16 protein-coding genes and 3 pseudogenes are annotated in these 24,682 nt (G+C 72.0%); 14 read left to right on the top strand and 5 right to left on the bottom strand.

Translation table 11 applies throughout. The annotated features are described in order from the left end of the window. The first annotated feature begins 46 nt into the window (after positions 1–46). The 5 genes and pseudogenes from IG78_RS0101270 to IG78_RS0101250 all read left to right on the top strand — a co-directional run bounded on the left by IG78_RS0101270 (position 47) and on the right by IG78_RS0101250 (position 7,357). A complete protein-coding gene (locus IG78_RS0101270; RefSeq protein ID WP_030559049.1) occupies positions 47–994 on the top strand; it encodes an oxygenase MpaB family protein in 948 nt (315 codons plus the stop codon). Further along, a pseudogene (locus IG78_RS0101265) lies at positions 976–3,321 on the top strand (serine/threonine-protein kinase); the annotation flags it as partial. The gene IG78_RS0101270 and the pseudogene IG78_RS0101265, both read left to right, overlap by 19 nt. 323 nt (positions 3,322–3,644) lie before the next feature. After that, on the top strand, positions 3,645–5,201 hold the full coding sequence (locus IG78_RS0101260) for a phytoene desaturase family protein (protein WP_030559047.1): 1,557 nt from the start codon (positions 3,645–3,647) through the stop codon (positions 5,199–5,201). 78 nt (positions 5,202–5,279) lie between these two features. Continuing rightward, complete coding sequence (locus IG78_RS0101255; protein ID WP_037684684.1) at positions 5,280–5,957, top strand: TetR/AcrR family transcriptional regulator; 678 nt, start codon at positions 5,280–5,282, stop codon at positions 5,955–5,957. 107 nt (positions 5,958–6,064) lie between these two features. After that, positions 6,065–7,357: an amidohydrolase gene (locus tag IG78_RS0101250; protein ID WP_078964685.1), complete on the top strand. Its 1,293-nt coding sequence runs from the start codon at positions 6,065–6,067 to the stop codon at positions 7,355–7,357. Here IG78_RS0101250 and IG78_RS0101245 read toward each other — a convergent pair. Continuing rightward, entirely contained in the window at positions 7,350–8,657 is a 1,308-nt protein-coding gene (locus tag IG78_RS0101245; RefSeq protein WP_078964684.1) for an FAD-dependent oxidoreductase, read from the bottom strand. The genes IG78_RS0101250 and IG78_RS0101245 overlap by 8 nt on opposite strands. Positions 8,658–8,838: 181 nt before the next feature. On the opposite strand from IG78_RS0101245, the gene IG78_RS0101240 reads away from it, so the two are divergent. Both IG78_RS0101240 and IG78_RS0101235 read left to right on the top strand, forming a co-directional pair. Then, positions 8,839–9,957 (top strand): NAD(P)H-dependent flavin oxidoreductase, encoded by a 1,119-nt coding sequence (locus tag IG78_RS0101240; protein WP_030559041.1) that lies wholly within the window; start codon positions 8,839–8,841, stop codon positions 9,955–9,957. Between the two features lie 15 nt (positions 9,958–9,972). Continuing rightward, on the top strand, positions 9,973–11,640 hold the full coding sequence (locus IG78_RS0101235; RefSeq protein WP_078964683.1) for an acyl-CoA synthetase: 1,668 nt from the start codon (positions 9,973–9,975) through the stop codon (positions 11,638–11,640). Positions 11,641–11,664: 24 nt separating this feature from the next. Here IG78_RS0101235 and IG78_RS0101230 read toward each other — a convergent pair whose 3' ends face one another. Further along, positions 11,665–14,082, bottom strand: a complete 2,418-nt coding sequence (locus tag IG78_RS0101230) for a penicillin acylase family protein (RefSeq protein WP_030559038.1) — start codon at positions 14,080–14,082, stop codon at positions 11,665–11,667. A gap of 143 nt (positions 14,083–14,225) precedes the next feature. On the opposite strand from IG78_RS0101230, the gene IG78_RS0101225 reads away from it, so the two are divergent. Together IG78_RS0101225 and IG78_RS50910 are read left to right on the top strand one after the other, a co-directional pair. Beyond that, the gene (locus tag IG78_RS0101225) at positions 14,226–15,803 is read left to right on the top strand and encodes a fatty acyl-CoA synthetase (RefSeq protein WP_078964682.1); all 1,578 of its coding nucleotides are present in this window, start codon (positions 14,226–14,228) and stop codon (positions 15,801–15,803) included. Positions 15,804–16,036: 233 nt separating this feature from the next. Beyond that, positions 16,037–16,339, top strand: a pseudogene (locus tag IG78_RS50910) (SDR family NAD(P)-dependent oxidoreductase); the annotation flags it as partial. Positions 16,340–16,602: 263 nt separating this feature from the next. Here IG78_RS50910 and paaK read toward each other — a convergent pair. The 3 genes and pseudogenes from paaK to IG78_RS0101205 all read right to left on the bottom strand — a co-directional run bounded on the left by paaK (position 16,603) and on the right by IG78_RS0101205 (position 20,034). Then, positions 16,603–17,898 carry a phenylacetate--CoA ligase PaaK gene (gene paaK / locus IG78_RS0101215; RefSeq protein ID WP_030559035.1) on the bottom strand — a complete coding sequence of 432 codons (1,296 nt, stop codon included), beginning with the start codon at positions 17,896–17,898 and terminating at the stop codon, positions 16,603–16,605. A 201-nt stretch (positions 17,899–18,099) separates the two neighbouring features. Further along, positions 18,100–18,433: pseudogene (locus tag IG78_RS45115) on the bottom strand (cellulase family glycosylhydrolase); the annotation flags it as partial. After that, the gene (locus IG78_RS0101205; protein WP_030559034.1) at positions 18,400–20,034 is read right to left on the bottom strand and encodes an acyl-CoA synthetase; all 1,635 of its coding nucleotides are present in this window, start codon (positions 20,032–20,034) and stop codon (positions 18,400–18,402) included. The pseudogene IG78_RS45115 and the gene IG78_RS0101205, both read right to left, overlap by 34 nt. A 166-nt stretch (positions 20,035–20,200) precedes the next feature. Here IG78_RS0101205 and IG78_RS0101200 point away from each other — a divergent pair, with 166 nt between their 5' ends. From IG78_RS0101200 to IG78_RS0101180, 5 genes are all read left to right on the top strand, one after another. After that, positions 20,201–21,001, top strand: coding sequence for a crotonase/enoyl-CoA hydratase family protein (locus tag IG78_RS0101200; protein ID WP_030559032.1), 801 nt, complete (start codon positions 20,201–20,203; stop codon positions 20,999–21,001). Between the two features lie 115 nt (positions 21,002–21,116). Next, positions 21,117–22,085 carry a Zn-ribbon domain-containing OB-fold protein gene (locus IG78_RS0101195; protein ID WP_030559028.1) on the top strand — a complete coding sequence of 323 codons (969 nt, stop codon included), beginning with the start codon at positions 21,117–21,119 and terminating at the stop codon, positions 22,083–22,085. Beyond that, on the top strand, positions 22,082–23,131 hold the full coding sequence (locus IG78_RS0101190) for a thiolase domain-containing protein (protein ID WP_030559026.1): 1,050 nt from the start codon (positions 22,082–22,084) through the stop codon (positions 23,129–23,131). Before IG78_RS0101195 ends, IG78_RS0101190 begins: the two co-directional genes overlap by 4 nt. Continuing rightward, the gene (locus IG78_RS0101185; RefSeq protein ID WP_030559024.1) at positions 23,128–24,306 is read left to right on the top strand and encodes a thiolase domain-containing protein; all 1,179 of its coding nucleotides are present in this window, start codon (positions 23,128–23,130) and stop codon (positions 24,304–24,306) included. Before IG78_RS0101190 ends, IG78_RS0101185 begins: the two co-directional genes overlap by 4 nt. A 126-nt stretch (positions 24,307–24,432) precedes the next feature. Continuing rightward, positions 24,433–24,678 carry a DUF397 domain-containing protein gene (locus IG78_RS0101180; RefSeq protein ID WP_030559023.1) on the top strand — a complete coding sequence of 82 codons (246 nt, stop codon included), beginning with the start codon at positions 24,433–24,435 and terminating at the stop codon, positions 24,676–24,678. Positions 24,679–24,682 lie beyond the last annotated feature (4 nt).

The following is a 24,682-nucleotide window of genomic DNA, read 5'->3' as shown; positions in this document are numbered from 1 at the left end:
CCCGCCCGCAACGGTACGGACTAACCTGCCTCAAGGAGGTGGTGGCATGGGGGAGACGGGCGGGGTGGACGTCGGGCTCTTCGGGCCCTCTTCGGTTACCTGGCAGTTGCACAGTGATCCCATGATGTGGGTGGCCGGGGTGCGGGCCCTCTACTTGCAGGCGCTGCACCCGCGGGCCGTGCGGGGAGTCATGCAGAACTCCGATTTCCGCGAGGACGCCTGGGGGCGGCTGCGGCGCACCGCCAACTTCGTGGGCACGACCACGTACGGCACCACGGCCGCCGCCGAGAAGGCCGGTGCCCGGGTCCGGAAGATCCACACGATGCTGTCGGCCACCGTCCCCGACACCGGTGAGCGCTACGGCGTCGACGAGCCCGGACTTCTGCTGTGGGTGCACTGCGCGGAGATAGACTCCTATCTCCATGTCGTCCGTCGTTCCGGCATCCGGCTGAGCGATGCCGCCGCCGACCGGTACATCGCCGAACACCGGGAGAGCGCCCGCCTCGTCGGCCTCGACCCCGCCACCGTGCCGGGGTCGACAGCCGAACTCGCCCGCTACTTCGAGACCGTACGGTCCCAGCTCGCCGCCGGACCCGAAGCGCGTACCGTCGACGACTTCCTGCGGCGGCCGCCCACTCCGGCCCTCCTCGTCCCCGCACGCACCCTGCTGTGGCAGCGCGTGGCCGGACTCGCGTACGCGTCGCTGCCCCCCTACGCCCACGCCCTGTACGGCAGGCCCGCCCCGCCGCCGCCCGCCGTCACCCGCGGCCTCGTCACCACCGGCACCCTGCTTCGCCGCATCCCCACCCGTGTGCGCTGGCAACTCCCGCCCAAGCACATCCTGCGCGCCATGGCCAGGATCGGCCCCGGCAGCCGTCCCGACCCGCGCCGAGTCCCGTACGAACTCGACACCCGGGACGCCATACTGGACGGGCCGGGGAGGGCGCAGCGAGGCAACGGGGGCGACGGCACGCGATGGCGGACACCAGGCTGATCCAGAGCCGGTACCGACTGCTCGATCTGATCGGGCGCGGCGGCATGGGCGAGGTGTGGCGGGCGCACGACGAGTCGCTCGGCCGCAAGGTCGCCGTCAAATGCCTCAAGCCCCTCGGGCCCCAGCACGACCAGTCCTTCACCCGCGTCCTGCGGGAGCGCTTCCGCCGTGAGGCGCGGGTCGCCGCCGCCCTCCAGCACCGCGGGGTCACCGTCGTACACGACTTCGGCGAGCACGACGGCCTGCTGTTCCTCGTGATGGAATTCCTCGAAGGGCGCAATCTGAGTGAGCTGTTGGAGGACAACAAGCAGCATCCCCTTCCCGTCGCCGACGTCGTCGACATCGCCGACCAAGTCGCCTCCGCCCTCGCCTACACCCATGAACAAGGCATCGTCCACCGCGACCTGAAGCCCGCCAACATCATGCGGCTCAGCGACGGCACCGTGAAGATCTGCGACTTCGGCATCGCGCGGCTCGGCCACGACATCGGCCTCACCTCCCGCCTCACCGGCACCGGAATCGCCATGGGCACCCCGCACTACATGTCGCCCGAGCAGATCAGCGGCGCCGAGGTCGACCGGCGCAGTGACCTCTACTCCTTCGGCTGCGTGCTGTACGAACTCGCCACCGGCGCGCCGCCGTTCGACATGGACGACGCCTGGGCCGTCCTCGTCGGCCACCGCGACACCGTGCCCGAGTCGCCGCGCCGCCGCCGCGGCGAGCTTCCCCTCTACTTCGACCGCATCGTCCTCGACCTCCTCGCCAAGAAGCCCGCCGACCGGCCCGGTGACGCCCGCGAGCTCGCGCGGCGTATCACCGCCGGGCGCAGTGGGGCCGGTGCCTATGTGCCCACCGTCGTCTCGCCTCAGGTGCGGCGTGGTCCATCCGCCCCTCCCGGGGGCGGTGGGGCTGTCTCTGCCGCGCCTGTTGTGCCTGTGGTTCCCGTTGTGCCTGATGTACCTGTTGCTTCCACTGTGGCTTCCTCGGGCTCTGCCGCGCCCCTTCCCTCGTGGACGCGCGGCATGACCACCGGCCACAAAGCCACCGGCGCCACCTTGCGCAGCGTGCCCCCGGACGCTTCCGCCGGTCTGACCGGCGAATGGATTCCGCGGCCTGCCGACGGCCGCCACACCGTCGTGCCCCGGCCCGCGTCCGAGCGGCCCGCGTCCGGGTGGCCCGCGCCCGAGCGGCCCGTGTCCGTGCGGGCCGCCCCCGCTCCTGCCGTCGTCGCCGCCCTCGTCAGTCGGCACAACGCCGGGCTCAACCTCGGGCGGCTCGGCCGTTGGACCGAGGCGGGCGAGGTGCACCGTGCCGTCGCCGCCGAGCGCGAGCGCCTCCTCGGGCCCGACCATCCCGACACCCTCGCCAGTTGGTACGAGGTCGGCTTCACCCTCAGCCGCACCGGGCGTCCCGCGGACGCCCTGCGCGAGTACGGCCGCGTCGCCGAAGGCCGCGCACGCGCCCTCGGCGCCGGGCATCTGGACACCCTCGCCGCCCGCCAGGAGATGGCCTACGTCCTCGGCCGGCTCGGGCGGCACTTCGAGGCCCATCAGGTGTACACCCAGGTACTCGCCGTGCGGGAGCGGGCCGCCGGGCCCGACCACCCCGACACCCTGCGCTGCCGGCACAACCTGGCGTTCAACCTCAGCCGCCTCGGGCGCCTTGAGGACTCCTACCGGCTGGCCCGTGAGGTGGCCGCCGCCCGGACCCGCGTCCTTGGGCCCACCCATCCCGACACGCTGGTCACAAGGTACGAAGTCGCCTACGCGCTCGGGCAGTTGGGGCGTTGGCCCGAAGCCCTCCAGACCTACCGCGAGGTCGCCGACGCGCGGGCCCGGGCGCTGGGAGGTGACCACCCGGACACCTTCGCCGCGCGCTACGAGGTCGGCATCAGTCTGGGGCGGCTCGGGCGCAGCGCCGAAGCCCTTGAGCTCTATCGCGCCCTCATCGATGACCGCACCCGCGTGAACGGTCCCGCCGACCCCGAGACTCTGCGCGCCCGGCACGGGCTCGGGGTGAACCTCGGGCGGCTCGGGCGGTGGGAGGAGGCGCTGGCTGAGGCCCGTGACGTGTGCGCGATCCGCGAGCGGGTCCTTGGTGCCGACCACCCCGACACCCTGGTCAGCCGTCGTGAGGTCGCCGTCGGGCTCGGGTGGCTCGGTCGGTGGGCGGACGCCCTCACCGAGTACCGCGGGGTGGCGGCCGCCCGCGAGCAGGTCCTCGGCGTCGGCCACCCCGACAGCCTCGCGAGCCGCAACGACGAAGCCCACTGCCTGGAGCAACTCGGGCGGGGGGTCGAAGCCGTGGAGTTGTACCGGCGGGTTGCGGGTCGTGGTGCACTGACCGGTTGTGGGGGGTGGCGATGGCCGTGCTCGCGTAGTGGACACTGCCTGGTTTCATCGCGCCGTAAGTGTGTTGCTTGGCACGCTGCGCTCGGTCATACCGCCACGACCCCTCCGGTCGGTTCGGCGTCTGCGGGCCGGTGCTTCTTGCGGCTTCCGCCGCTCCCTCGCCCCCCTCTGTGGGCAACTGGTCCGCCAGGGGCGAGGGGGGTACCTCCCTGCTGGGACCCCACGCCGACGGCAACTGTGATGGGGGGAGAGTGGGACGCGACCGGCGCCCGTAAGGCGGAAACGTGTTACCAAGGATCATGCGAAGCTACGACGCAGTGGTGGTCGGCGGCGGCCACAACGCCTTGGTGGCCTCCGCCTACCTGGCCAGGTCGGGCCACTCGGTCCTCCTCCTGGAGCGCCTTCCGGCCCCGGGCGGGGCCACCGTATCCACCCGCCCCTTCCCCGGCGTGGACGCCCACCTCTCCCGCTACTCCTACCTCGTAAGCCTCCTGCCAAGGAAAATCGTGCGAGACCTGGACCTGGACTTCCGCGTCCGCAGCCGCACAGTCTCCTCGTACACACCGACAACCCGCGACGGCCACCCCACCGGCCTCCTCGTCGGCGGCGGAGAGGCCCGCACCCGGGAGTCCTTCGCCCGCCTCACCGGTGACGACCGTGAGTACACCGCCTGGCGGGACTTCTACGCGCTCACCGCCCACGTCGCGACCCGCGTCTTCCCCACCCTCACCGAACCCCTGCCCACCAAGGCCGAGCTGCGCCACCTCGTCGACGACGACACCGCCTGGCGCACCCTCTTCGAAGAGCCGCTCGGCAAGGCCGTCGAAGCGCGGTTCGCGGACGACCTGGTACGCGGCGTGGTCCTCACGGACGCCCTCATCGGCACCTTCGCCGACGCCCACGACCCCTCCCTGCGCCAGAACCGCTGCTTCCTCTACCACGTGATCGGCGGCGGCACCGGAGACTGGAACGTCCCCGTGGGCGGCATGGGCGCCCTGACCCGCGCCCTCGTCGACGCCGCCCGCGCGGCCGGCGCCGAACTGCGCACCGGACACGAAGTCACCCGCATCGAGACCGACGGCCGCCGCGCCGAAGTCACGTACCGCACCGAGGACGGCGAAGGCACGGTCGCCGCCCGCCACGTCCTGGTCGGCGCCGCACCGCAGGAACTCGCCGTCCTGACCGGCGACACCCCGCCGCCCCCCGCCGAAGGCGCCCAGCTCAAGGTCAACATGCTCGTGAAGCGGCTGCCCCAACTGCGCGACCCAGGCGTCGACCCCCGGGAGGCCTTCGCCGGGACCTTCCACATCGCTGAGGGGTACGAGGCGCTGGCTGCCGCCCACGGCCAGGCCGCCGCGGGCGGGCTGCCCTCCGCACCGCCGTCGGAGATCTACTGCCACTCGCTCACCGACCCGACCATCCTGAGCCAGGATCTGGTTGGTCGTGGTTTCCACACCCTGACCCTCTTCGGCCTGCACACCCCCGCCCGGCTCTTCTCCGACGCCACCAACGACACCCTGCGTGCCGCCCTCCTCACCGGCGCCCTCGCCCAGCTCGACGAGTATCTCGCCGAGCCGATCGCCGACTGCCTCGCCACCGACGCCGACGGCAACCCGTGCATCGAGGCCAAGACCCCGCTCGACCTGGAACGCGACCTGCGGCTGCTCGGCGGCAACATCTTCCACGGCGACCTGTCCTTCCCGTACGCCGACGAGCAGGACCCGCGCAGGACCGGCCGCTGGGGCGTCGAGACCCCGTACCCGAACATCCTCCTGTGCGGCGCGGGCGCCCTGCGCGGCGGCGGCGTCAGCGGCATCCCCGGACACAACGCCGCCATGGCCGTCCTGGGGCGGTGAGCTGGGCGCACGCGCTCGTGTACGGTCGGACACCGTTCGATGCGCGGGTTTCCCCCGCGTGCACGATGGAGACGAGAGGTGCTCACCTTGGCTTCCCGGTCCACGGCCTCGGGTCGCGGCGGGCGCGGTGCCGATGCCCGTACCCCCGCCGAATCCGCCGCCACTCTCACCTTCACCGAACAAGCCCGTCGTCGCCAGCTCGTCGAGTGCACGATCGACCTGATCTCCACCCAGGGCCTCCCCGCCACCTCCCTGTCCGCGATCGCTTCGGCCGCCGGCCTCTCCAAGGCCGCCGTTCTCTACCACTTCTCGTCCAAGGACAACCTCACCCGGGCCGCCCTCGATCACGTCCTGGAAGAGTTCACCGCGTACGTCAACGAACGCGTCGCGGCCGCGCCCGGACCCCGCGACGCCGTCATCGCCTACGTCCGCGCCATGATCGGGTACCAGCGCGAGCACCGCCGCCACGTCCGCGTCATCACGGAGATGCTTCTCGACGACCACGGCGGCACCCGGCTGAAGAACCCCGGCGGCCACGACACCGCCAGCCGCTGGCAGGCACTCGCCGGTCTTCTGGCCGAGGGGCAGCGCGCCGGTTGCTTTCGCGACTTCGATGTCCGGACCGTCTCCCTCGCTGTCGGCGGTGCCATCGACGGTGTGATCGGGCACTGGCTCGCCCACCCCGAGTTCGATCTCGACGTGGCTGCGGGTGAGGTGGAGACGTTCACCCTCAATGCCATCGGGGCGGCCAGGTAGGGCCCGGGCCCGAGAGGTGTGCGGTGCCCGGGGGCCGGGAAGCAGTTGCACCTGTGGGGCGCTTGTGCCGTCCGCCGGAACCGCGTGAGTGAGGAGCTGAGTTTCATATGGGGGGTCGTCGGGCATCGTCCGGTTCGGTTGGTTTCCCCGGCCCGTCCGGCCCGTCCGGCCCGTCCGGTTCTCCGGAGGTCGGCGGTGACCTCCTCGCCGACCTCGTTGAGCTGTATCAGGACCTGCACGCGTACCCCGAGCTCTCCTTCGCCGAGCACCGCACCGCCGCCGAGATCGCCCGGCGAGCCGCCGCCTACGGGTACGACGTCACCCCCGGCGTCGGCCGTACCGGCGTCGTCGCCGTCCTCGGCCACGGCGAAGGCCCCACCGTGCTGCTGCGCGCCGACTTCGACGCCCTGCCCGTCACCGAACGCACCGGCCTGCCCTACGCCTCCCGCACCGAAGGCGTCATGCACGCCTGCGGCCACGACATGCACGTCACCTGTCTGCTGGGCGCCCTGAAGCTCCTCGCGGACGCGCGTGCGCGCTGGCGCGGGCGGATCGTCGCCGTTTTCCAGCCCGCCGAGGAGATCGGCGAGGGCGCGCAGGCGATGATCGACGACGGTCTCTTCGAACGGTTCGGTACGCCTGACGTCGTGCTCGGCCAGCATGTCGCCCCCCTGCCCACCGGTATGGTCGCCTGTCACGCGGGGCCCGCCTTCGCGGCCACCGACTCGCTCAAGGTCGTCATGTACGGCAAGGGGGCCCACGGCTCCCGGCCGGAGACCTCCGTCGATCCCGTGGTGATGGCCGCCGCCACCGTCATGCGGCTGCAGACCGTCGTCTCCCGTGAGGTGCCCGCGGGGGAGACCGCCGTGGTCACGGTGGGGTCGCTGCGGGCGGGCACCGTCGACAACATCATTCCCGACGAGGCCGAACTGCGGCTGAGCATCCGTACGTACGACGAGGACATCCGCACCCGGGTGCGGGCCGCGGTCGAGCGGATCGTACGCGGCGAAGCACTGGTCGCCGGGGCCGAGCGCGAGCCGGAGTTCACCGCGCTCGACGCTTTCCCCGTGCTCGTCAACGACGAGGCCGCGGTGGCCCGCACCATGGGAGCCGTCGCCGTGGCCCTGGGCGACGGCCAGGTCGTCGACCCCGGCCCGGTGACCGGCAGCGAGGACGCCGGGCTCTTCGGCACCGCGGCCGAGGCCCCCGTCTGCTACTGGCTGTTCGGCGGCTGCGACCCCGAGGCGTACGCCACCGCGGCCGCCGCGGGCACCCTGGACCGTGACATCCCCTCCAATCACTCGCCCCGCTTCGCACCCGAAGCCGCGCCCGCCGTCACCACGGGGGTGACAGCCATGACCGCCGCCGCGCTGGAGTGGCTGGGGCGGCCTGTCACCTGATCCGCAGCGGGCGGTCAGGTCGCCGCGCGAACGCGGGCGCGTGTTCCGGCCGCAGCCCCACCCCGCCCACGTACCCGGCCACCATGCGCAGCGGCGGCAGTCCGCGCAGGAGCCGGAGCGGCAGGGGCAGTCGGCCGGGGACCAGCGTTCCGTCGAGCGCGGGTCGCAACAGTGCCTCGTGCTCGGCCAGTTGGGACTTCTGTGTGAACGCCGCGGGAAAGTGGCGGCGCCGTTGTACCCGGCGCAGCCGCGCCGTGTCGACGTGGCCCCGGCGCAGCGGCTCCGCCAGGTAGCGGGCCGCCGCGACCGCGTCCTGCACCGCCAGATTGACGCCGACCCCGCCCACCGGCGACATCGTGTGCGCGGCATCGCCGATGCACAGCAGCCCGTCCCGGTACCAGCGGCGCAGCCTGCCCATCGTGACGTCCAGGAGCTTCACGTCGTCCCAGGACTCGATCGCGGCCAGGGGCTGTCGGTCCCATCCGAGCAGACCGGCAAGGCGGTCGCGGAACCAGTCGATGCCGTGGGCGCGCAACTGCGCGTCCGTCCCCTTCTTGATGAGGTAGGACGTCTGGTAGTAGTCGCCCCGGTCCATCGTCGCCGCCACCTGACCGTCACGGATGCTCAGGAACACGCGGCCGCGCCTGGTGTCGTCGTCCGGTACGGGGGCGCGGACCTGCCAGACGTCCATCGGCACCTCGAAGGGCTCGGGCGTCAGTCCGGCCGCCGCGCGCACCACGGAGTCCCGGCCGTCGCAGGCCACGGTCAGGTCGGCGGCGAGCTCGCCGGGGCTGCCGTGTTCGTCGGTGTACGTCACACCTGTGACCCGGCCCGCCGCGTCGGTGCGCAGCCCCGTCACCGCCGTCCGCATCCGCAGCGTGAACGACGGCTCCTCGGCGGCCGCGGTCGCGAGCAGGTCGAGGAAGTCCCACTGCGGGACCATCGCGATGTACTTGTGGCGACCGGGTACGCGGCTGAGGTCGGCGGCCACGAACGTCTCACCCTCGACATGCATCCGCATCTCCGTCAGACGGTGCGCGGGCAACCGGGCGAACCGCTCGCCGAGGCCCAGCTCGTCGAGGAGCCGCAGCGTCGACGGGTGCACCGTGTCGCCCCGGAAGTCGCGCAGGAAGTCCGCGTGCTTCTCCAGGACGGTGACCCGGACACCGGCCCTGGCGAGCAACAGCCCCAGCATCATCCCCGCGGGGCCGCCTCCCACCACGCAACAGGTGGTGCCTTCCGTCTTTGGCTCGTTGTCCGTCGTGCCTGTCGTCTTCGCTGTGTTTGCCGTGTGCTCCATGTGTGCCACTTCCCCTTGTGTCTATGGTTCCAGAGGGGTGCGGCTGTCGGGTCCGTCCCCCTCTGACGAAGCGACTCTAACCGATCGGTCAGTGCTTTGACCGACCGGTTAGGTGCGATGAATCTGACGAGGCGTCAGCAAGAGGCTTCCTTCGTTCGGGGTGCTGCGGCATCCTGCGCCCATGCAGACGGAGCTGAGCAAGCAACTCGGGATCGAGTACGCCGTCTTCGGCTTCACGCCGTTCCCCGCGGTGGCCGCCGCGATCAGCAGGGCGGGCGGGCTCGGTGTGCTCGGCGCGGTCCGCTACACCGCGCCCGACGACCTCGCGCGCGACCTCGACTGGATGCAGCAGCACGTGGACGGGCGCCCGTACGGCCTCGACGTCGTGATGCCCGCCAAGAAGGCCGAGGCCCCGGAGGGCCGGAGGCTGACCGAGGCCGATGTGGAGGCGATGATCCCCGAAGGGCACCGGCGGTTCGTCGAGGAGACCCTGGCCAAGCACGGGGTGCCCGCGCTCGCCGACGGCGAGGCGTCCGGCTGGCGCATCACCGGGTGGCTGGAGCAGGTGGCGCGCGGTCAGCTCGACGTCGCCTTCGGCTACCCCATCAAGCTGCTCGCCAACGCGCTCGGCTCGCCGCCCGCCGACGTCGTCGCCCGCGCCCACGACCACGGCGTCCTCGTGGCCGCCCTCGCGGGCAGCGCCCGGCACGCCCGCAAGCACGCCGACGCCGGTATCGACATCGTCGTCGCGCAGGGATACGAGGCCGGAGGGCACACCGGGGAGATCGCCTCCATGGTGCTCACGCCCGAGGTCACCGAGGCCGTCGCACCGTTGCCCGTCCTGGCCGCGGGCGGCATCGGCAGCGGAGAGCAGGTCGCCGCTGCCTTCGCGCTCGGCGCGCAGGGCGTGTGGCTCGGATCGGTCTGGCTCACCACGACGGAGGCCGACCTGCACTCACCCGCGCTGACGCGGAAGCTGCTCGCGGCGGAGTCCGGCGACACGGTCCGCTCCCGCGCGCTGACGGGCAAACCCGCCCGCCAACTGCGGACCGAGTGGACCGACGCGTGGGACGACCCCGCGGGGCCGGGGACGCTGCCGATGCCGCTGCAGGGGCTGCTCGTCGCCGAGGCCGTGTCCCGCATCCAGAGGTACGAGGTGGAGCCGCTGCTCGGCACGCCCGTCGGGCAGATCGTGGGCCGGATGCGCAGCGAACGCAGCGTGCGGGCCGTGTTCGACGACCTCACCCGCGGCTTCGAGCGCGCCGTCGACCGGATGAACCGCATCGCAGGACGAGCCTGAGGAGACCGGAGACCCATGAGCACCCCGGAGCAAGGAGTGGCGCAGGACGCGGGGCAAGGTGCCGGGGAGGGGGGAGTGGGTGGCGCGGGGCAGGGCGTGCACGGGGTGGCGTCCGGCGGGGGCCAGGCCGCGAACGCCGGGCCGCCCGTCGGGTTCTGGGCCCAGGCCGCCGCAGACCCCGGGCGCGCCGTCCTCGTCGCCCCCGACGGCGAGGAGTGGACGGCCGGACAACTGCACGCCGCCGCCAACCGGCTCGTGCACGGGCTGCGCGCGGCAGGCCTCGATCGCGGCGACGCGTTCGCCGTCGTGCTGCCCAACGGTGTGGAGTTCTTCGCCGCCTACCTCGCCGCCACGCAGGCCGGTTTCTACCTCGTACCGGTCAACCATCATCTGGTGGGTCCTGAGATCGCGTGGATCGTGGCCGACTCGGGCGCGAAGGCCCTGGTGGCGCACGAGCGGTTCGGCGCCGCGGCGTCCGCGGCGGCCGACGAGGCGCGGCTGCCCGTGCGCCGGCGCTATGCGGTGGGCGACGTGCCGGGCTTTCGTCCGTACGCCGAACTCGTCGCCGGACAGTTGGATTCGGCGCCTGCCGAGCGCACCCTCGGCTGGGTGATGAACTACACGTCGGGCACCACCGGGCGGCCCCGCGGCATCCGGCGCCCGCTGCCCGGCAGGCTGCCCGAGGAGTCCCCTCTGGGCGGCTTCCTCGGCATCTTCGGCATCAAGCCCTTCGACGACAATGTCCACCTGGTGTGTTCGCCGCTCTACCACACCGCCGTCCTCCAGTTCGCGGGCGCGTCCCTGCATATCGGCCACCGGCTCGTCCTCATGGACAAATGGACGCCCGAGGACATGCTCCGGCTGATCGACCGGCACGCGTGCACCCACACCCACATGGTCCCCACCCAGTTCCACCGTCTGCTCGCCCTGCCCGAGGAGACCAGGGGCGCGTACGACGTGTCGTCGATGCGGCACGCCATCCACGGGGCGGCGCCCTGTCCCGACCATGTGAAGCGGGCGATGATCGAGTGGTGGGGCGAGTGCGTCGAGGAGTACTACGCGGCCAGCGAGGGCGGTGGCGCGTTCGCCACGGCGCGGGAGTGGCTGAAGAAGCCAGGTACGGTCGGCAGGGCGTGGCCGATCAGTGAGCTGGCCGTCTTCGACGACGACGGGCACCGGCTGCCGCCCGGTGAACTCGGCACCGTCTACATGAAGATGAGCACCGGCGGCTTCTCGTACCACAAGGACGCGTCGAAGACGGAGCGGAACCGCGTCGGGGACTTCTTCACGGTCGGGGACCTCGGCTACCTGGACGAGGACGGCTGTCTGTTCCTGCGCGACCGCAAGATCGACATGATCATCTCGGGCGGCGTCAACATCTACCCGGCCGAGATCGAGTCGGTCCTGCTCAGCCATCCCGCGGTCGCGGACGCCGCCGTGTTCGGCGTGCCGCACGACGACTGGGGCGAGGAGGTCAAGGCCGTCGTGGAGGCCGCCGAAGGGCATGTCGCGGACGATACGCTCGCCGCCGAAATCCTTCGCCACTGCGAACATCTGCTCGCCCGCTACAAGCGGCCCCAAAGTGTCGACTTCATCGCCTCCATGCCGCGCGACCCGAACGGCAAGCTGTACAAGCGGCGGCTGCGGGAGCCGTACTGGGAGGGGCGGGAACGGGCCGTGTGACACCGCCCCCGCCCCTCGCGGCGGTCAGCGCTGGCGGACCTTCACCACCTTCAGGCCGGGTGCACTGCGGATGTCCTTCTCGCAGAACCGCGAGGTCACCCAGCGCCCGGCCGAGTACAGTCGGGTCTGGTCCCGGTAGTGCGGCGAGTTCGGATTCGACGACTGGGAGTACGTCAGAAGGGTGCGGGCCTTCGGGCACGCCGACTTGTCCCAGCCGACGGCCTGGATGTGGCTCGATCCGTGCGCGACCTCCGTGTAGCCGCCGCCCCGCGCGTCCCACCGCGGCTCGATCTTGTTCCAGACGCCGAGGGACTCGGTGCCGCCGTGGATCGGCAGCCGTTTGCCGTTGCGTACGACGAACTGGTGGTCGCCCAGGCGCGAGTCGAGCGGGATGCCCGCCGCGTCGAGCTCCGCCACGGCCTCGGCGAGGGCCGTCGCGAAGCCGGGGGCCGCGGTGTCGAGGGTGTGCGGCGTGCGCACCGGGTCCGCGGCGGAGAACGGCACCCGCCACAGCTTCGCGGCCGGGATCCGGGCGGTCAGCGCGCGCCAGAACCGGTCGAAGAGCAGCGCGCCCCTGCTCGACGTGTTCATGGTGCGGTCCCAGGACTTGATGACCGGGCAGGCCTCGCGTACGTCGACGACCTTGCCGTCGCCGGTCCGGGCCGCCCCGAACGGCAGCGCGGCGCAGGCCCGGGCCACGTCCGCCGCGGCCAGGTCACCCGCGGGCGCGCGGTTCGCGAACTGCTGGCGTTGCAGGTCCTCGACGGTCAGCCCGCCGCGGTCGGCCATCGCCGCCACGTCCTGGAGCGCGCCGCGGGTGCGCATCGACCGCGGGGTGCCGACGGTGCCGAAGATCCGCTCGTAGTCGGTCAGCGGCCGGTCGGCGTTGCTCAGCCAGGCGCTGTCGTTGGAGTTCTCCGCGTACGGGGCGTTCTTGAGGGTCGGCATCCGGGAAGGGCCGAAGATGCCCCGCTGGAGCGCGTCCTTGTCCGAACCGAGTGCGCAGTCGCGGCGCGCGCCGTCCAGGACCGCGACGCCCGCCGCGGGATACGTGGCCCTGCCGAGCGCGGTGGAGCAGCGCCCGGCCAGGTCGTCGGTGATGCGGGGCAGCACCTGCGACTGGGTGAGGAGGGAGTTTCCGTGCCGGTCGGCGGCGACGGTGTTGACCCACGGCAGGCCCTGGGTGTCCCGCAGGGAGCGCAGGATGCCCGCCGTCGAACGGGCCTGCCCGAAGCGGAGGTTGGTGTCACCAGCGCGCAGGTTGCGGGCGTTGGGGTCGTTGAGGGCGTACGCCGTCCTCGTCGTCCACGGCAGCGGGAGCTGGTTGCCGAGCTTGGTGACGACCGGGCCGTAGCGCGTCCACCACTGGGTCCGGGCCACCGGGGCACCCCCGCGCACCGGGACGGTCACCGTGCGCTTCGTCATGCGTTCGCGCTTGCCGTCGACCACGTACACGGTCGGGTCGTCCGGCGCGAGGGTCAGCTCGTGCACGTTGAAGGGGACACCCGTCGCGACCGTGTGGCTCCAGGCCACGTGCCCGTTGAAGCCGATGTTGACCACCGGGGTGCCGAGCAGGGAGCCGCCGGAGACATTGAGTTCGCCCGGGATGGTCTGCTGCGACTGCCAGAAGCGGCGACCGCCCTGCCAGGGGTAGTGCGGGTTGCCGAGGAGCAGGCCGCGGCCGTTCGCCGTGGTGCGGCCGCTGAAGGCGACGGCGTTGGAGCCCATGTCGGCGGATTCGGCGGCGGTCAGCTCGCGCGCCGCTCGTGCCGCGGCGGCCGGATCCGGTGCCCGGCGGCTGTCACCGGCGCCCGGGGGCCGGGCCGCCGTGATGCCGTCGACGGCACGGCCCTCGCCGCCGAGCACCGAGACGGCGTAGGCGAGTCGGGCCTGGTCGAGGGCGGACACCGGGCGCACCCAGGCGGCCTTCGCGCACGCCGGGTCCGTGATCCGGTTCTGCTTCAGCCAGGCGTTGTAGCCCGCGGCGAAACCGCGCATCAACTCCTTGGCGGCGCGGCTCGGGCCGCGGGGCGCGGGCTCGTCGAGGAGCCGGTCGACGGTGCCCGCGTCCCGGACACCGCGGAAGTACTGGTCGCTCGCGAGGTTCGTGGTCGCCGACGACAGTTCCCCGCCTGGGTCGCCGTCGGGGCCGAAGTGCCGCGACCGCTCGCCGCGCACCGTGGCGAACCCCTCGGCCAGCGTGCACACCTGGTCGGCGGCCTGCGCCCAGCCGGTGCCGAAGCCGAGGTCCGCGTAGTCGTCGGCGAGGATGTGCGGAATGCCGTACTCGGTGTACCGGACGGTGGCGGACAGGCCGTGGGCGGACGGGTGGGCGTCGTCCTGTCGTGCGTCGTCCCGCGCCGCCGCCACGGGCGAGAGCAGGGCCGAGGCGGTGAGCAGCGCGGCGCCGAACGCCACGACAGGTCTGGTGCTTATGCGCATCGTGCCTCGCAACTGGTGTGGGAGCAGGGGCCGATGGAGCGTACCAAGCGGTATGTGTTGTGTCTGGAGGGCCGGTCGAGCCGATGACGTTCCCTCGTACCGCGCCTTGACCCGCGCACGGGGCCGCCCCCAGGATCACGCCCATGACGGGTGCGCGGGACATACGGGACGATGGCGGCACGGCGGCGGACACGGGCGGGGGCGTGCCGGGGGACGCGGGGGGCCCGGGAGCGCGGGCGAGCACGGTCGACGGGGTTCTGCGGCGCAGCGCACGCCGGGCACCGGCCCGCACCGCCCTGCACTACGCCGACCGCTCCTGGACGTACGCCGAGCTCGACGACGCCGTCTCGCGCGCCGCCCGTGTCCTCAGCGCGCTGGGCCTTCGCCGTGGTGACCGCGTCGCCGCCTACGCCCACAACTCGGACGCCTACCTCATCGGCTTCCTGGCCTGCGCCCGCGCGGGCCTGGTGCACGTGCCGGTGAACCAGAACCTGACCGGCGACGACCTCGCGTACATCGTCCGGCAGTCCGGCAGCGCCTTAGCGCTCGCCGACCCCGACGTCGCAGGGAACCTCCCCGCAGGCCTTTCCGTCCTCGCGCTCAGGGACGCCGACGACTGCCTGCTCGGCCGACTCGCCGTCACCGGCCCGTACGACGGCCCCGAACCTGACGCGGAGGACCTCGTCCAGCTCCTGTACACCTCGGGTACGACGGCTCTGCCCAAGGGCGCGATGATGACCCACCGCGCCCTGGTCCACGAGTACGTGAGCGCCATCCACGCGCTCGACCTCAAGGAGTCCGACCGGCCGCTGCACTCCCTGCCGCTCTACCACTCGGCCCAGATGCATGTGTTCCTGCTGCCGTACCTGGCGGTGGGTGCCGAGAACACGATCCTCGACGCACCCGCGGCCGAACCCGTCTTCGACCTGGTCGAGTCCGGCCGCGCCGACAGCCTGTTCGCGCCGCCCACCGTGTGGATCGGCCTGTCCCAGCACGCCGAGTTCGCGACGCGCGACCTGAGCGCCCTGAGCAAGGCGTACTACGGCGCCTCGATCATGCCGGTGCCGGTCCTTGAGCGGCTGCGCGCACAACTGCCGGGCCTCGCGTTCTACAACTGCTTCGGGCAGAGCGAGATCGGCCCGCTCGCCGCCGTGCTCGGGCCCGAGGAGCACGAGGGCCGCATGGACTCCTGCGGGCGGCCCGTCCTGTTCGTGGAGGCGAAGGTCGTCGACGAGGACGGCAAGGAGGTGCCGGACGGCACCAGGGGCGAAGTGGTCTACCGTTCACCGCAGTTGTGCGAAGGATATTGGGACAAGCCTGAGGAGACCGCGGCGGCCTTCCGCGACGGTTGGTTCCACTCCGGCGACCTCGCCGTGCGCGACGCGGAGGGCTACTTCACCGTCGTCGACCGCGTGAAGGACGTCATCAACTCCGGGGGTGTGCTCGTGGCGTCCCGCCAGGTCGAGGACGCCCTCTACACGCACCCCGCCGTCGCCGAGACCGCGGTGATCGGTCTGCCCGACGAGCGCTGGATCGAGGCCGTCACCGCCGTCGTCGTCCCCGGCGCGGACGTCACCGAGGCCGAACTCCTCGCGCACGCGCGCGAGCGGCTCGCCCACTTCAAGGCACCCAAACGCGTCGTGTTCGTGGACGCGTTGCCGCGCAACGCCAGCGGGAAGATCCTCAAGAGGGAGCTGCGGAAGCGCCTGGCGGACGGCTGACGCCCGATCCGTCCGGGCCCCGGTGGTTCCCTGGCCGGTGAACCCTGCCGCGTCGGGGGTGGGCCCCCGGCGTGGGTGCGGCCAGGGTGTCGTCCGTTGTCCGGCGGCCGACGTGGCGTGTCGGTGCGTTGTCGGCGGTCGACGTGGCGTGTCGGTCCGCTGTCGGCGGCGGCTGTGACCGTGGTGCGGACGGGGCCGGTGAACGGGCCCGGCCAGCGCGAGGAGCCGCCACCATGCCCGCCCCCGCCCCCGCCCCCGACCCTGTCCCCGACCCTGTCCCCACCCCCGCTTCCGCACAGCCCTGGGACGTACACCGGCTGCCGCCCGCCGAGGGCAGGACCTTCCTGGTGACGGGCGGCAACGCGGGCATCGGCTACTTCGTCGCCGAGCAGCTCGCCGGTACCGGGGCGGACGTGGTCATCGGCAGCAGGACCGCGGCGAAGGCCGAGGCCGCCACGACCGCGATCCGCGCCCGGTCCCCCGCCGCCCGCCTGCGCCACTGCCGCCTCGACCTCGGCGGCGTTGCATCGGTACAGCGTAGAGGGACACGGCCGTCAGCCACCGCCGTCGCCGCTGCAAGCGCGGTCGGCGACCGCAGCCGCCAGCGATCGCCGCACCGCCAGCGACCGCCCCCAGCGCCAACCCCCAGCAGGGCCACGCCCCCTGGAAGGGCCACGCCCCCCAGCAGGGCCGCCCCCCACCAGGGCCCCCAGCAGGGCCACGCCCCAGCAGGGCCACCCCCAAGCCGGGGTCCCCGCAAGCCCACCCCCACCGCCAAAGGGGCAGCCCCCTAACCCCCTCACACCCCCCGCAAGTCCACTACCCGGCGAATCTTCCCCACCGAGCGCTCGATGCTCTCCGGTTCCACGACCTCGGCGGTCACCGAGACGCCGATGCCTTCCTTGACCGCTGACTCGACTTCCCGGGCGGCGGCCTCGCGGCGGCCGGGTGGGGTGTCGTGGCGGGCCTCCACGCGGATCGTGAGGGCGTCGAGGCGGCCCTGTTTTGTCAGGCGGAGTTGGAAGTGGGGGGCCAGGCCGGGGGTTGACAGGACGATTTCCTCGATCTGGGTGGGGAAGAGGTTCACCCCGCGCAGGATCACCATGTCGTCGCAGCGCCCGGTGACCTTCTCCATGCGCCGGAACGCGCGGGTCGTACCGGGCAGGAGGCGGGTGAGGTCGCGGGTGCGGTAGCGGATGACGGGAAGGGCCTCCTTGGTGAGGGAGGTGAAGACCAGCTCGCCGTGGGCGCCGTCGGGCAGCACCTCGCCCGTGACCGGGTCCACGACCTCGGGGTAGAAGTGGTCCTCCCAGATGTGCAGACCGTCCTTGGCCTCCACGCACTCCTGGGCGACACCGGGCCCGATGACCTCCGAGAGTCCGTATATGTCCACGGCGTCGATCGCGAACCGCTCCTCGATCTCGGCCCGCATCGCCTCCGTCCACGGCTCCGCCCCGAAGATGCCCACCTGGAGCGAGGTCGTGCGCGGGTCGATGCCCTGCCGCTCGAACTCCTCCAGGAGGGTCAGCATGTACGAAGGCGTCACCATGATGATCTCCGGACGGAAGTCCAGGATGAGCTGCACCTGGCGCGTGGTCATCCCGCCGGACGCGGGGATCACCGTGCAGCCGAGCCGCTCGGCGCCGTAGTGCGCGCCGAGGCCACCGGTGAAGAGCCCGTACCCGTACGCCACATGCACCTTGTGCCCGGGCCGCCCGCCCGCCGCGCGGATGGACCGCGCCACGACGTCGGCCCATATGTTCAGGTCCTGCTCGGTGTAGCCCACGACGGTGGGGCGCCCGGTGGTGCCGCTCGACGCGTGCAGCCGCCGCAGCTCGGACTGCTCCACGGCGAACATCCCGAAGGGGTAGTTCGCCCGCAGGTCCGCCTTCGTCGTGAACGGGAACCGGCCGAGGTCGCCGAGGGTGTGGCAGTCGTCGGGCCCGAGCCCCGCCGCGTCGAACGCCGCCCGGTAGAAGGGCACGTTCTCGTAGGCGTGCAGCAGGGTGTCCTGGAGCCGTTCGAGCTGCAGTGCCTCAAGGTCCGCGCGGCCGAGCCGCTCCGCCGCGTCGAGGAGTGCCGGTGTGCGCGCCATCTGGAGATACCCCCGTCCATGCCGGGCGACCGTGCCGTCGGCCGATCTTGTGTCGGGGTCAGTTATTCAAGGTTCACCGCTTCTGGCAAGGGTTTCGTACGAGGTGTCGCGGGCGGCGGCACGGCCCGCTGGGGCGGCGGTGGTGCCGGGGACCGGAGTGCGGGAGGGTGCGCGCCGGGCGGTCCACGGCGGGGCTCAGAACTTGAAGACGGCGCCGGAGCGGTGGTCGTCGGAGAAGTTCCAGTTGACCCAACTGATCTTCTTCGAGGCCATCAGGTCCAGGTACTTCTGCGACATGGCGAAGTCGTTCGCGCCCTCGCCCGCGTAGTTCTGGGTACCGAACTCGGTCACGAACACCGGCAAGCTTCGCGGCCGCGCGCGAGAGCGTGTCCAGATACTCCTCGCGGTGCGAGTCGGCGTAGAAGTGGAAGGTGTAGAGGATCTTGGCGCGGGCGAGGTTGGCGTGTGGGTCGCCGGGGCTGAGCATGTGCCGGTCGACGATCACGTACATGCCCCGCGCGGTGGCCTGCTCGATGTCACGGCCCGCGCCCAGCGATAGTCGGCCTTGCCGCTCGGTGAGCGCTGGATGTGGTCCGTGAAGACCACCGCGCGGGGAATCTTGTAACCGGCGAGATGGCTCCGGCAGTGGGTCTGGAGCGCGGACAGATCCACCGTTCCCGCGCCGTCGCGCAGTTGGACCACCGCCGCGACCCGGTTGCCCCAGCGCTCGTCCGGCACCCCCGCGACCAGCGCGTCATAGACGTCCGGATGGGACTTGAGCGCCTGCTCGACCTCCTCGGGGTACACCTTCTCACCACCGGTGTTGATGCACTGCGAACCCCGGCCGAGCACCGTGACGATGCCTTCCTCGTCGACCGTCGCCATGTCGCCGAGCAGCACCCAGCGTTCGTCGCCGCGCCGGAAGAAGGTCTCGTCCGTCTTCTTCGGGTCGTTGTAGTAGCCGAGCGGTACGTGCCCGCGCTGCGCGATGCGGCCCACCTCGCCCGCACCGACCGGTTCGCGGGTCGCCGGGTCCACCACCTGCGTACGGGGGTTCACCCGCAGGCGGAAGCCCTTGTCGGGCCCCGAGTCGTCCGTCGCGGTGCCGTTGAACCCGGACTCGGAGGAGCCGAAGTTGTTGAGAAGCAGCACGTTCGGCGCGAGCGCCGCGAACTGGGCGCGGACCGTCTCCGACATGATCGCGCCGGACGACGAGACGCTGAAGAGCGAAGACAGGTCGGTGCCGCGCAGCGGGCCGTTCAGGGCGTCGATGAGGGGGCGCAGCATCGCGTCGCCCACCAGGGACACGCTGGTGACCTTCTCCTTCGCTATGGTGCGCAGCACCTCCTCGGGCGCGAACTTGCGGTGGATGACCAGGCGTTGGCCGAAGTGGAAGCAGATGAACGCGGTCAGCGTCGAGGTGCCGTGCATCAGCGGCGGGGTGGGGAAGAAGGTGATGCCGTCGCCGCCCGCCGCGACCCGCTCGGCGACCTCCTGCGGGCGCGTCACCGGTTCCCCGGTCGGGGCGCCCCCGCCGAGCCCGGAGAAGAACAGGTCCTCCTGGCGCCACATCACCCCCTTGGGCAGGCCCGTCGTGCCACCGGTGTAGATGATGAAGAGGTCGTCCGCCGAGCGCTCGGGGAAGCCGCGCTCCGGCGACCCGGATGCCTCGGCCGCGGCGAAGGGCATCGCGTCCGGCCCCGCGGCTCCGGGGGGCGCGTCGCCGACCCGGACCAGATGGCGCAGCTTCGGTGCCCGCGGCAGCGCCGCGGCGACCCGGTCCCCGAACTCGGCGTCGAAGACCAGCGCCGCGAGGTCGGCGTCCCGGTAGAGGTAGACCAACTCTCCCTCGATATAACGGTAGTTGACGTTGACGGGCACGATGCGGGCCTTGAGGCAGGCCAGGACCGTCTGGAGGTACTCGACGCCGTTGTACAGGTGCAGGCCGAGGTGCTCGCCCGGCTTGACGCCGTGGTCGATCAAATGGTGCGCGAGGCGGTTCGCCGCCGTGTCGAGCTCCGCGTACGTGAGCGCGCGCTCCGCGCCCGTGCCGGGGTGGTCGACGTACAGGAGTGCCGCACGGCCCGGCACCACGTCCACGACTGACTCGAACAGGTCGGCAAGGTTGTACTCCACCGCTCCTCCTGACCCCGGCGTCATCGCGTGTGGCGGTCACTAGAGCAGAGCCGCCCGCAACTGGGAAGGGGCGCGGCGACAGAAAACTGACTGACTGTCAGAAAACTATTGAACTGGCACGTCCCCTCCTGCAACCTGTTCCGGGTCTGACGACGGGAGGACGGCTATGAGTGGTACGGAACATCTCTCCGTACGGCGCGAAGGCGCCACGCTGATACTCACGCTCGACCGGCCGGAGGCCAGGAACGCGCTCTCGCTGCCGATGCTCGTGGGCCTGTACGACGGCTGGGTGGCCGCGGACGCGGACGACGAGGTGCGTTCCGTGGTGCTCACCGGGGCGGGCGGCGCCTTCTGCGCGGGCATGGACCTCAAGGCCCTCGCGGGCAAGGGCATGGGCGGCGAGCAGTACAGGGACCGGCTCAAGGCCGACCCCGACCTGCACTGGAAGGCCATGCTGCGCCACCACCGGCCCCGCAAGCCGGTCATCGCCGCCGTCGAGGGCGCCTGCGTGGCCGGCGGTACCGAGATCCTGCAAGGCACCGACATCCGGGTGGCGGGGGAGTCCGCCACCTTCGGGCTCTTCGAGGTCAGGCGGGGTCTCTTCCCCATCGGTGGCTCGACCGTCCGGCTGCCGCGGCAGATCCCCCGTACGCATGCCCTGGAGATGCTGCTCACCGGCCGCGCCTACTCGGCCGCCGAGGCCGCGTCCATCGGCCTCGTCGGGCGGGTCGTGCCCGACGGCACCGCGCTGGACGCGGCGCTCGCTGTGGCCTCGCGGATCAACGCGTGCGGGCCACTGGCCGTGGAGGCGGTCAAGGCTTCCGTGTACGAAGCCTTGGAGATGAGCGAGGTGGATGGCCTGGCGGCCGAGCTGAAGAGGGGGTGGCCTGTTTTTGATACCGCTGACGCGGCGGAGGGGGCTCGTGCCTTTGCCGAGAAGAGGGCTCCCGTTTTCCGGCGGGCGTAGGGCGGTCCTTTTTGTTCGGGTGCCTCGGTTTTGTTCGGGTGCCTCGGTCGCTTTTCGGCTGCGGGGCCGTTGTGGCTGGTCGCAGTTCCCCGCGCCCCTAACGGGGCGCCCCCTCATGGAAACGGAGTTCGAAGTGTTGCGTGCGCCGCTCGTCGTCGAGTTTCCCTTCACCCGGTCCCTCGGTCCCGTACAGAGTGCCTTTCTCACCGGGCTGCGCGAACGCACCGTGCTCGGTGTGCGCACGACGGACGGCAAGGTGCTCGTGCCGCCCGTCGAGTACGATCCCGCGACCGCGGACGAACTCCGCGACCTCGTCGAAGTCGCCCCCACCGGCACCGTCACCACCTGGGCCTGGAACCCCGAGCCCCGCCGCGGCCAGCCCCTCGCCACCCCCTTCGCCTGGGTCCTCGTACGCCTCGACGGCGCCGACACCGCCCTGCTGCACGCCCTCGACGCACCGGGCCCCGACGCCGTCCGCACCGGAATGCGCGTGCGGATCCGCTGGGCCGCCGAGCGCACCGGCGCCATCACCGACATCGCCTGCCTCGAACCGGAGACGGAGAAAGGGCCGCAGACGCCGCGTCAAGTCAGTGCGCACAGTGGGGTGTTCGAGGGCGAGGCCGCCGTTGCCGGGATCATCGCGCACGCCCGGCTCGACTACACCTACAGCCCCGGCCGCGCCCAGTCCCAGTACATCCACGCCCTCTCCGGGCGCAGGACGGTAGGCGAGCGCTGTCCCGCCTGCCGCAAGGTGTACGTGCCGCCGCGCGGCGCCTGCCCCACCTGCGGTGTCGCCACCGAGGAGCAGGTGGAGGTCGGGCCGCGGGGCACGGTCACCACCTTCTGCATCGTCAACATCAAGGCGAGGAATCTCGACATCGACGTGCCGTACGTCTACGCGCACATCGCCCTGGACGGCGCCGACCTCGCCCTGCACGCCCGGATCGCGGGCATCCCCTACGACCAGGTGCGCATGGGCCTGCGGGTCGAACCCGTGTGGAGCGAAGACGCCCGCTTCCCCGACCACTACCGCCCCACCGGTGAACCCGACGCCGACTACGACACGTACAAGGAGCTGCTGTGAACCGCGATGTCGCGATCGTCGCCTTCGGGCAGACCGGCCATCGGCGCGCCTGTGACGAGCTCTCGGAAGTCGAGATGCTCATGCCGGTCCTGCACGAGGTCCTCGCCGCCACCGGTCTGAAGACGAGCGACATCGGCTTCACCTGCTCCGGTTCGTCGGACTACCTCGCCGGGCGTGCCTTCTCCTTCACGATGGCTCTGGACGGCGTGGGTGCCTGGCCGCCGATCTCCGAGTCGCACGTGGAGATGGACGGCGCCTGGGCGCTGTACGAGGCGTGGGTGAAGCTGCAGACCGGCGACGCCGACACCGCGCTCGTCTACGCCTACGGCAAGTCCTCGCCCGGCTCCGTGCGCGACGTCCTGACCCGGCAGCTCGACCCGTACTACGTGGCGCCGCTGTGGCCGGACTCCGTCGCCCTCGCCGCGCTCCAGGCACAGGCGCTCATCGACGCGGGCGAGACCGATGAGCCCGCCCTGGCAGGAGTCGCCGCCCGCAGCAGGGACGCTGCCCACGCCAACAGCCACGCGCAGTTGCGCGGGCCGGTCCCGCACGGCGACTACCTGGTCCGGCCGCTGCGTACGGGGGACTGCCCGCCCATCGGCGACGGGGCGGCCGCCGTGGTGCTCGCGGCGGGGGAGCGGGCCCGGGAGCTGTGCGGGCGGCCCGCGTGGATCCGCGGTGTCGACCACCGCATCGAGCCGCACGGCCTCGGCGTGCGCGACCTCACCGACTCGCCGTCGACACGCCTCGCGGCCGAACGCGCCGGGGCCTTCGTGCGGCCCGTCGACACCGCCGAGCTGCACGCGCCGTTCACCTCGCAGGAGGTCGTCCTGTGCAGGGCACTGCGGCTCGGCGACGACGTGACGGTCAACCCCTCCGGCGGCGCGCTCGCCGCCAACCCGGTGATGGCGGCCGGTCTGATCCGGCTCGGCGAGGCCGCGGCCCGCATCCACCGGGGCACGTCCGACCGCGCCCTCGCCCACGCCACCTCGGGCCCCTGCCTGCAACAGAACCTGGTCGCCGTCCTGGAAGGAGACCCGCGATGAGCAACGCGCCCGGCAAGGAACCCGTCGCCGTCGTCGGGATCGGCCAGACCGAGCACGTCGCCGCGCGACGCGACGTGTCGATCGCGGGCCTGGTCCGTGAGGCCGCGCTACGGGCCCTGACCGACGCCGAACTGACCTGGGCGGACATCGACGCCGTCGTCATCGGCAAGGCGCCCGACTTCTTCGAGGGCGTGATGATGCCCGAGCTGTACCTCGCCGACGCGCTCGGCGCCGTCGGCAAGCCCATGCTCCGCGTGCACACCGCGGGCTCGGTCGGCGGCTCCACCGCGCTCGTCGCCGCGAGCCTGGTCGCGGGGCGCGTCCACGGCACCGTGCTCACCCTCGCCTTCGAAAAGCAGTCCGAGTCCAACGCGATGTGGGGCCTTTCGCTGCCCGTGCCGTTCCAGCAGCCGCTGCTCGCGGGGGCGGGCGGATTCTTCGCGCCGCACGTGCGCGCGTACATGCGGCGCACCGGCGCCCCGGACGCGGTCGGCTCGCTCGTCGCGTACAAGGACCGGCGCAACGCCCTCAAGAACCCCTACGCGCATCTGCACGAGCACGACATCACGCTGGAGAAGGTGCAGGCGTCACCGATGCTGTGGGACCCCATCCGCTACTCCGAGACCTGTCCGTCGTCCGACGGGGCGTGCGCGATGGTCCTCGCCGACCGCGCGGGCGCGGCCCGCGCGCCGCGCCCGCCCGCCTGGCTGCACGGCGGCGCGATGCGCAGTGAACCCACCATGTTCGCGGGCAAGGACTTCGTCTCGCCGCAGGCCGGGAAGGACTGCGCGGCCGATGTGTACCGGCAGGCGGGCATCGCCGATCCGCGCCGCGAGATCGACGCCGTCGAGATGTATGTGCCGTTCTCCTGGTACGAGCCCATGTGGCTGGAGAATCTGGGCTTCGCGGACGAGGGCGAGGGCTGGAAACTCACCGAGTCAGGGGTGACCGAACTGGACGGTGACCTTCCGGTGAACATGTCGGGCGGTGTCCTGTCGACCAACCCCATCGGCGCCTCCGGAATGATCCGCTTCGCCGAGGCGGCACTCCAGGTGCGGGGGCAGGCCGGTGAGCACCAAGTCCCCGGTGCGCGCAGGGCACTCGGGCACGCCTACGGCGGTGGCTCGCAGTTCTTCGCCATGTGGCTGGTCGGCGCGGAGCCGCCCCTGTCGTGACGCGCGGCGAGTGCCGGGCGGTGTTCCGAAGTGCCGTACGGGACCGCGCCTTGTCACCGCGGCCTGTGCTGCACCCGGGGCGAAAGCTAGGCTGGCGGCGGACGACGCATCGGGAGGAGCACGGACGTGGTTGAGAGCACCACCACCCAGCAGCATCCGCTCGCGGGTTGGAACAAGCCGGACCTCGACCTCAGTACCGCCGACTGGCGGTCGAGCAGTGAGGGGCGCGGAGATGTGGAGATCGCCTTCGTCGAGGGCTTCATCGCGATGCGCAACGGAGGCCGCCCCGAGAGTCCGTCCTTGATCTTCACGCCCGCCGAGTGGGGGGCGTTCGTGCACGGCGCCCGTGCGGGCCGCTTCGACCTCACCTAGGAGG

It is taken from the genome of Streptomyces aureocirculatus (assembly GCF_000720475.1).
Classification (GTDB): Bacteria; Actinomycetota; Actinomycetes; order Streptomycetales; family Streptomycetaceae; genus Streptomyces; species Streptomyces aureocirculatus.
The sequence above is the reverse complement of the archived record's forward strand: the minus strand, read 5'-3'. Positions and strand labels throughout refer to the sequence as shown.

Bases quoted from the DNA above. Each gene is read 5' to 3' on its own strand.
- IG78_RS0101235 (WP_078964683.1), top strand. From the start codon at position 9,973: ATGAGCACCCCGGAGCAAGGAGTGGCGCAGGACGCGGGGCAAGGTGCC.
- IG78_RS0101225 (WP_078964682.1), top strand. From the start codon at position 14,226: ATGACGGGTGCGCGGGACATACGGGACGATGGCGGCACGGCGGCGGAC.
- paaK (WP_030559035.1), bottom strand. From the start codon at position 17,898: ATGGCGCGCACACCGGCACTCCTCGACGCGGCGGAGCGGCTCGGCCGC.
- IG78_RS0101250 (WP_078964685.1), top strand. From the start codon at position 6,065: ATGGGGGGTCGTCGGGCATCGTCCGGTTCGGTTGGTTTCCCCGGCCCG.
- IG78_RS0101185 (WP_030559024.1), top strand. From the start codon at position 23,128: ATGAGCAACGCGCCCGGCAAGGAACCCGTCGCCGTCGTCGGGATCGGC.
- IG78_RS0101270 (WP_030559049.1), top strand. From the start codon at position 47: ATGGGGGAGACGGGCGGGGTGGACGTCGGGCTCTTCGGGCCCTCTTCG.
- IG78_RS0101260 (WP_030559047.1), top strand. From the start codon at position 3,645: ATGCGAAGCTACGACGCAGTGGTGGTCGGCGGCGGCCACAACGCCTTG.
- IG78_RS0101200 (WP_030559032.1), top strand. From the start codon at position 20,201: ATGAGTGGTACGGAACATCTCTCCGTACGGCGCGAAGGCGCCACGCTG.
- IG78_RS0101245 (WP_078964684.1), bottom strand. From the start codon at position 8,657: ATGGAGCACACGGCAAACACAGCGAAGACGACAGGCACGACGGACAAC.
- IG78_RS0101240 (WP_030559041.1), top strand. From the start codon at position 8,839: ATGCAGACGGAGCTGAGCAAGCAACTCGGGATCGAGTACGCCGTCTTC.
- IG78_RS0101230 (WP_030559038.1), bottom strand. From the start codon at position 14,082: ATGCGCATAAGCACCAGACCTGTCGTGGCGTTCGGCGCCGCGCTGCTC.
- IG78_RS0101195 (WP_030559028.1), top strand. From the start codon at position 21,117: ATGGAAACGGAGTTCGAAGTGTTGCGTGCGCCGCTCGTCGTCGAGTTT.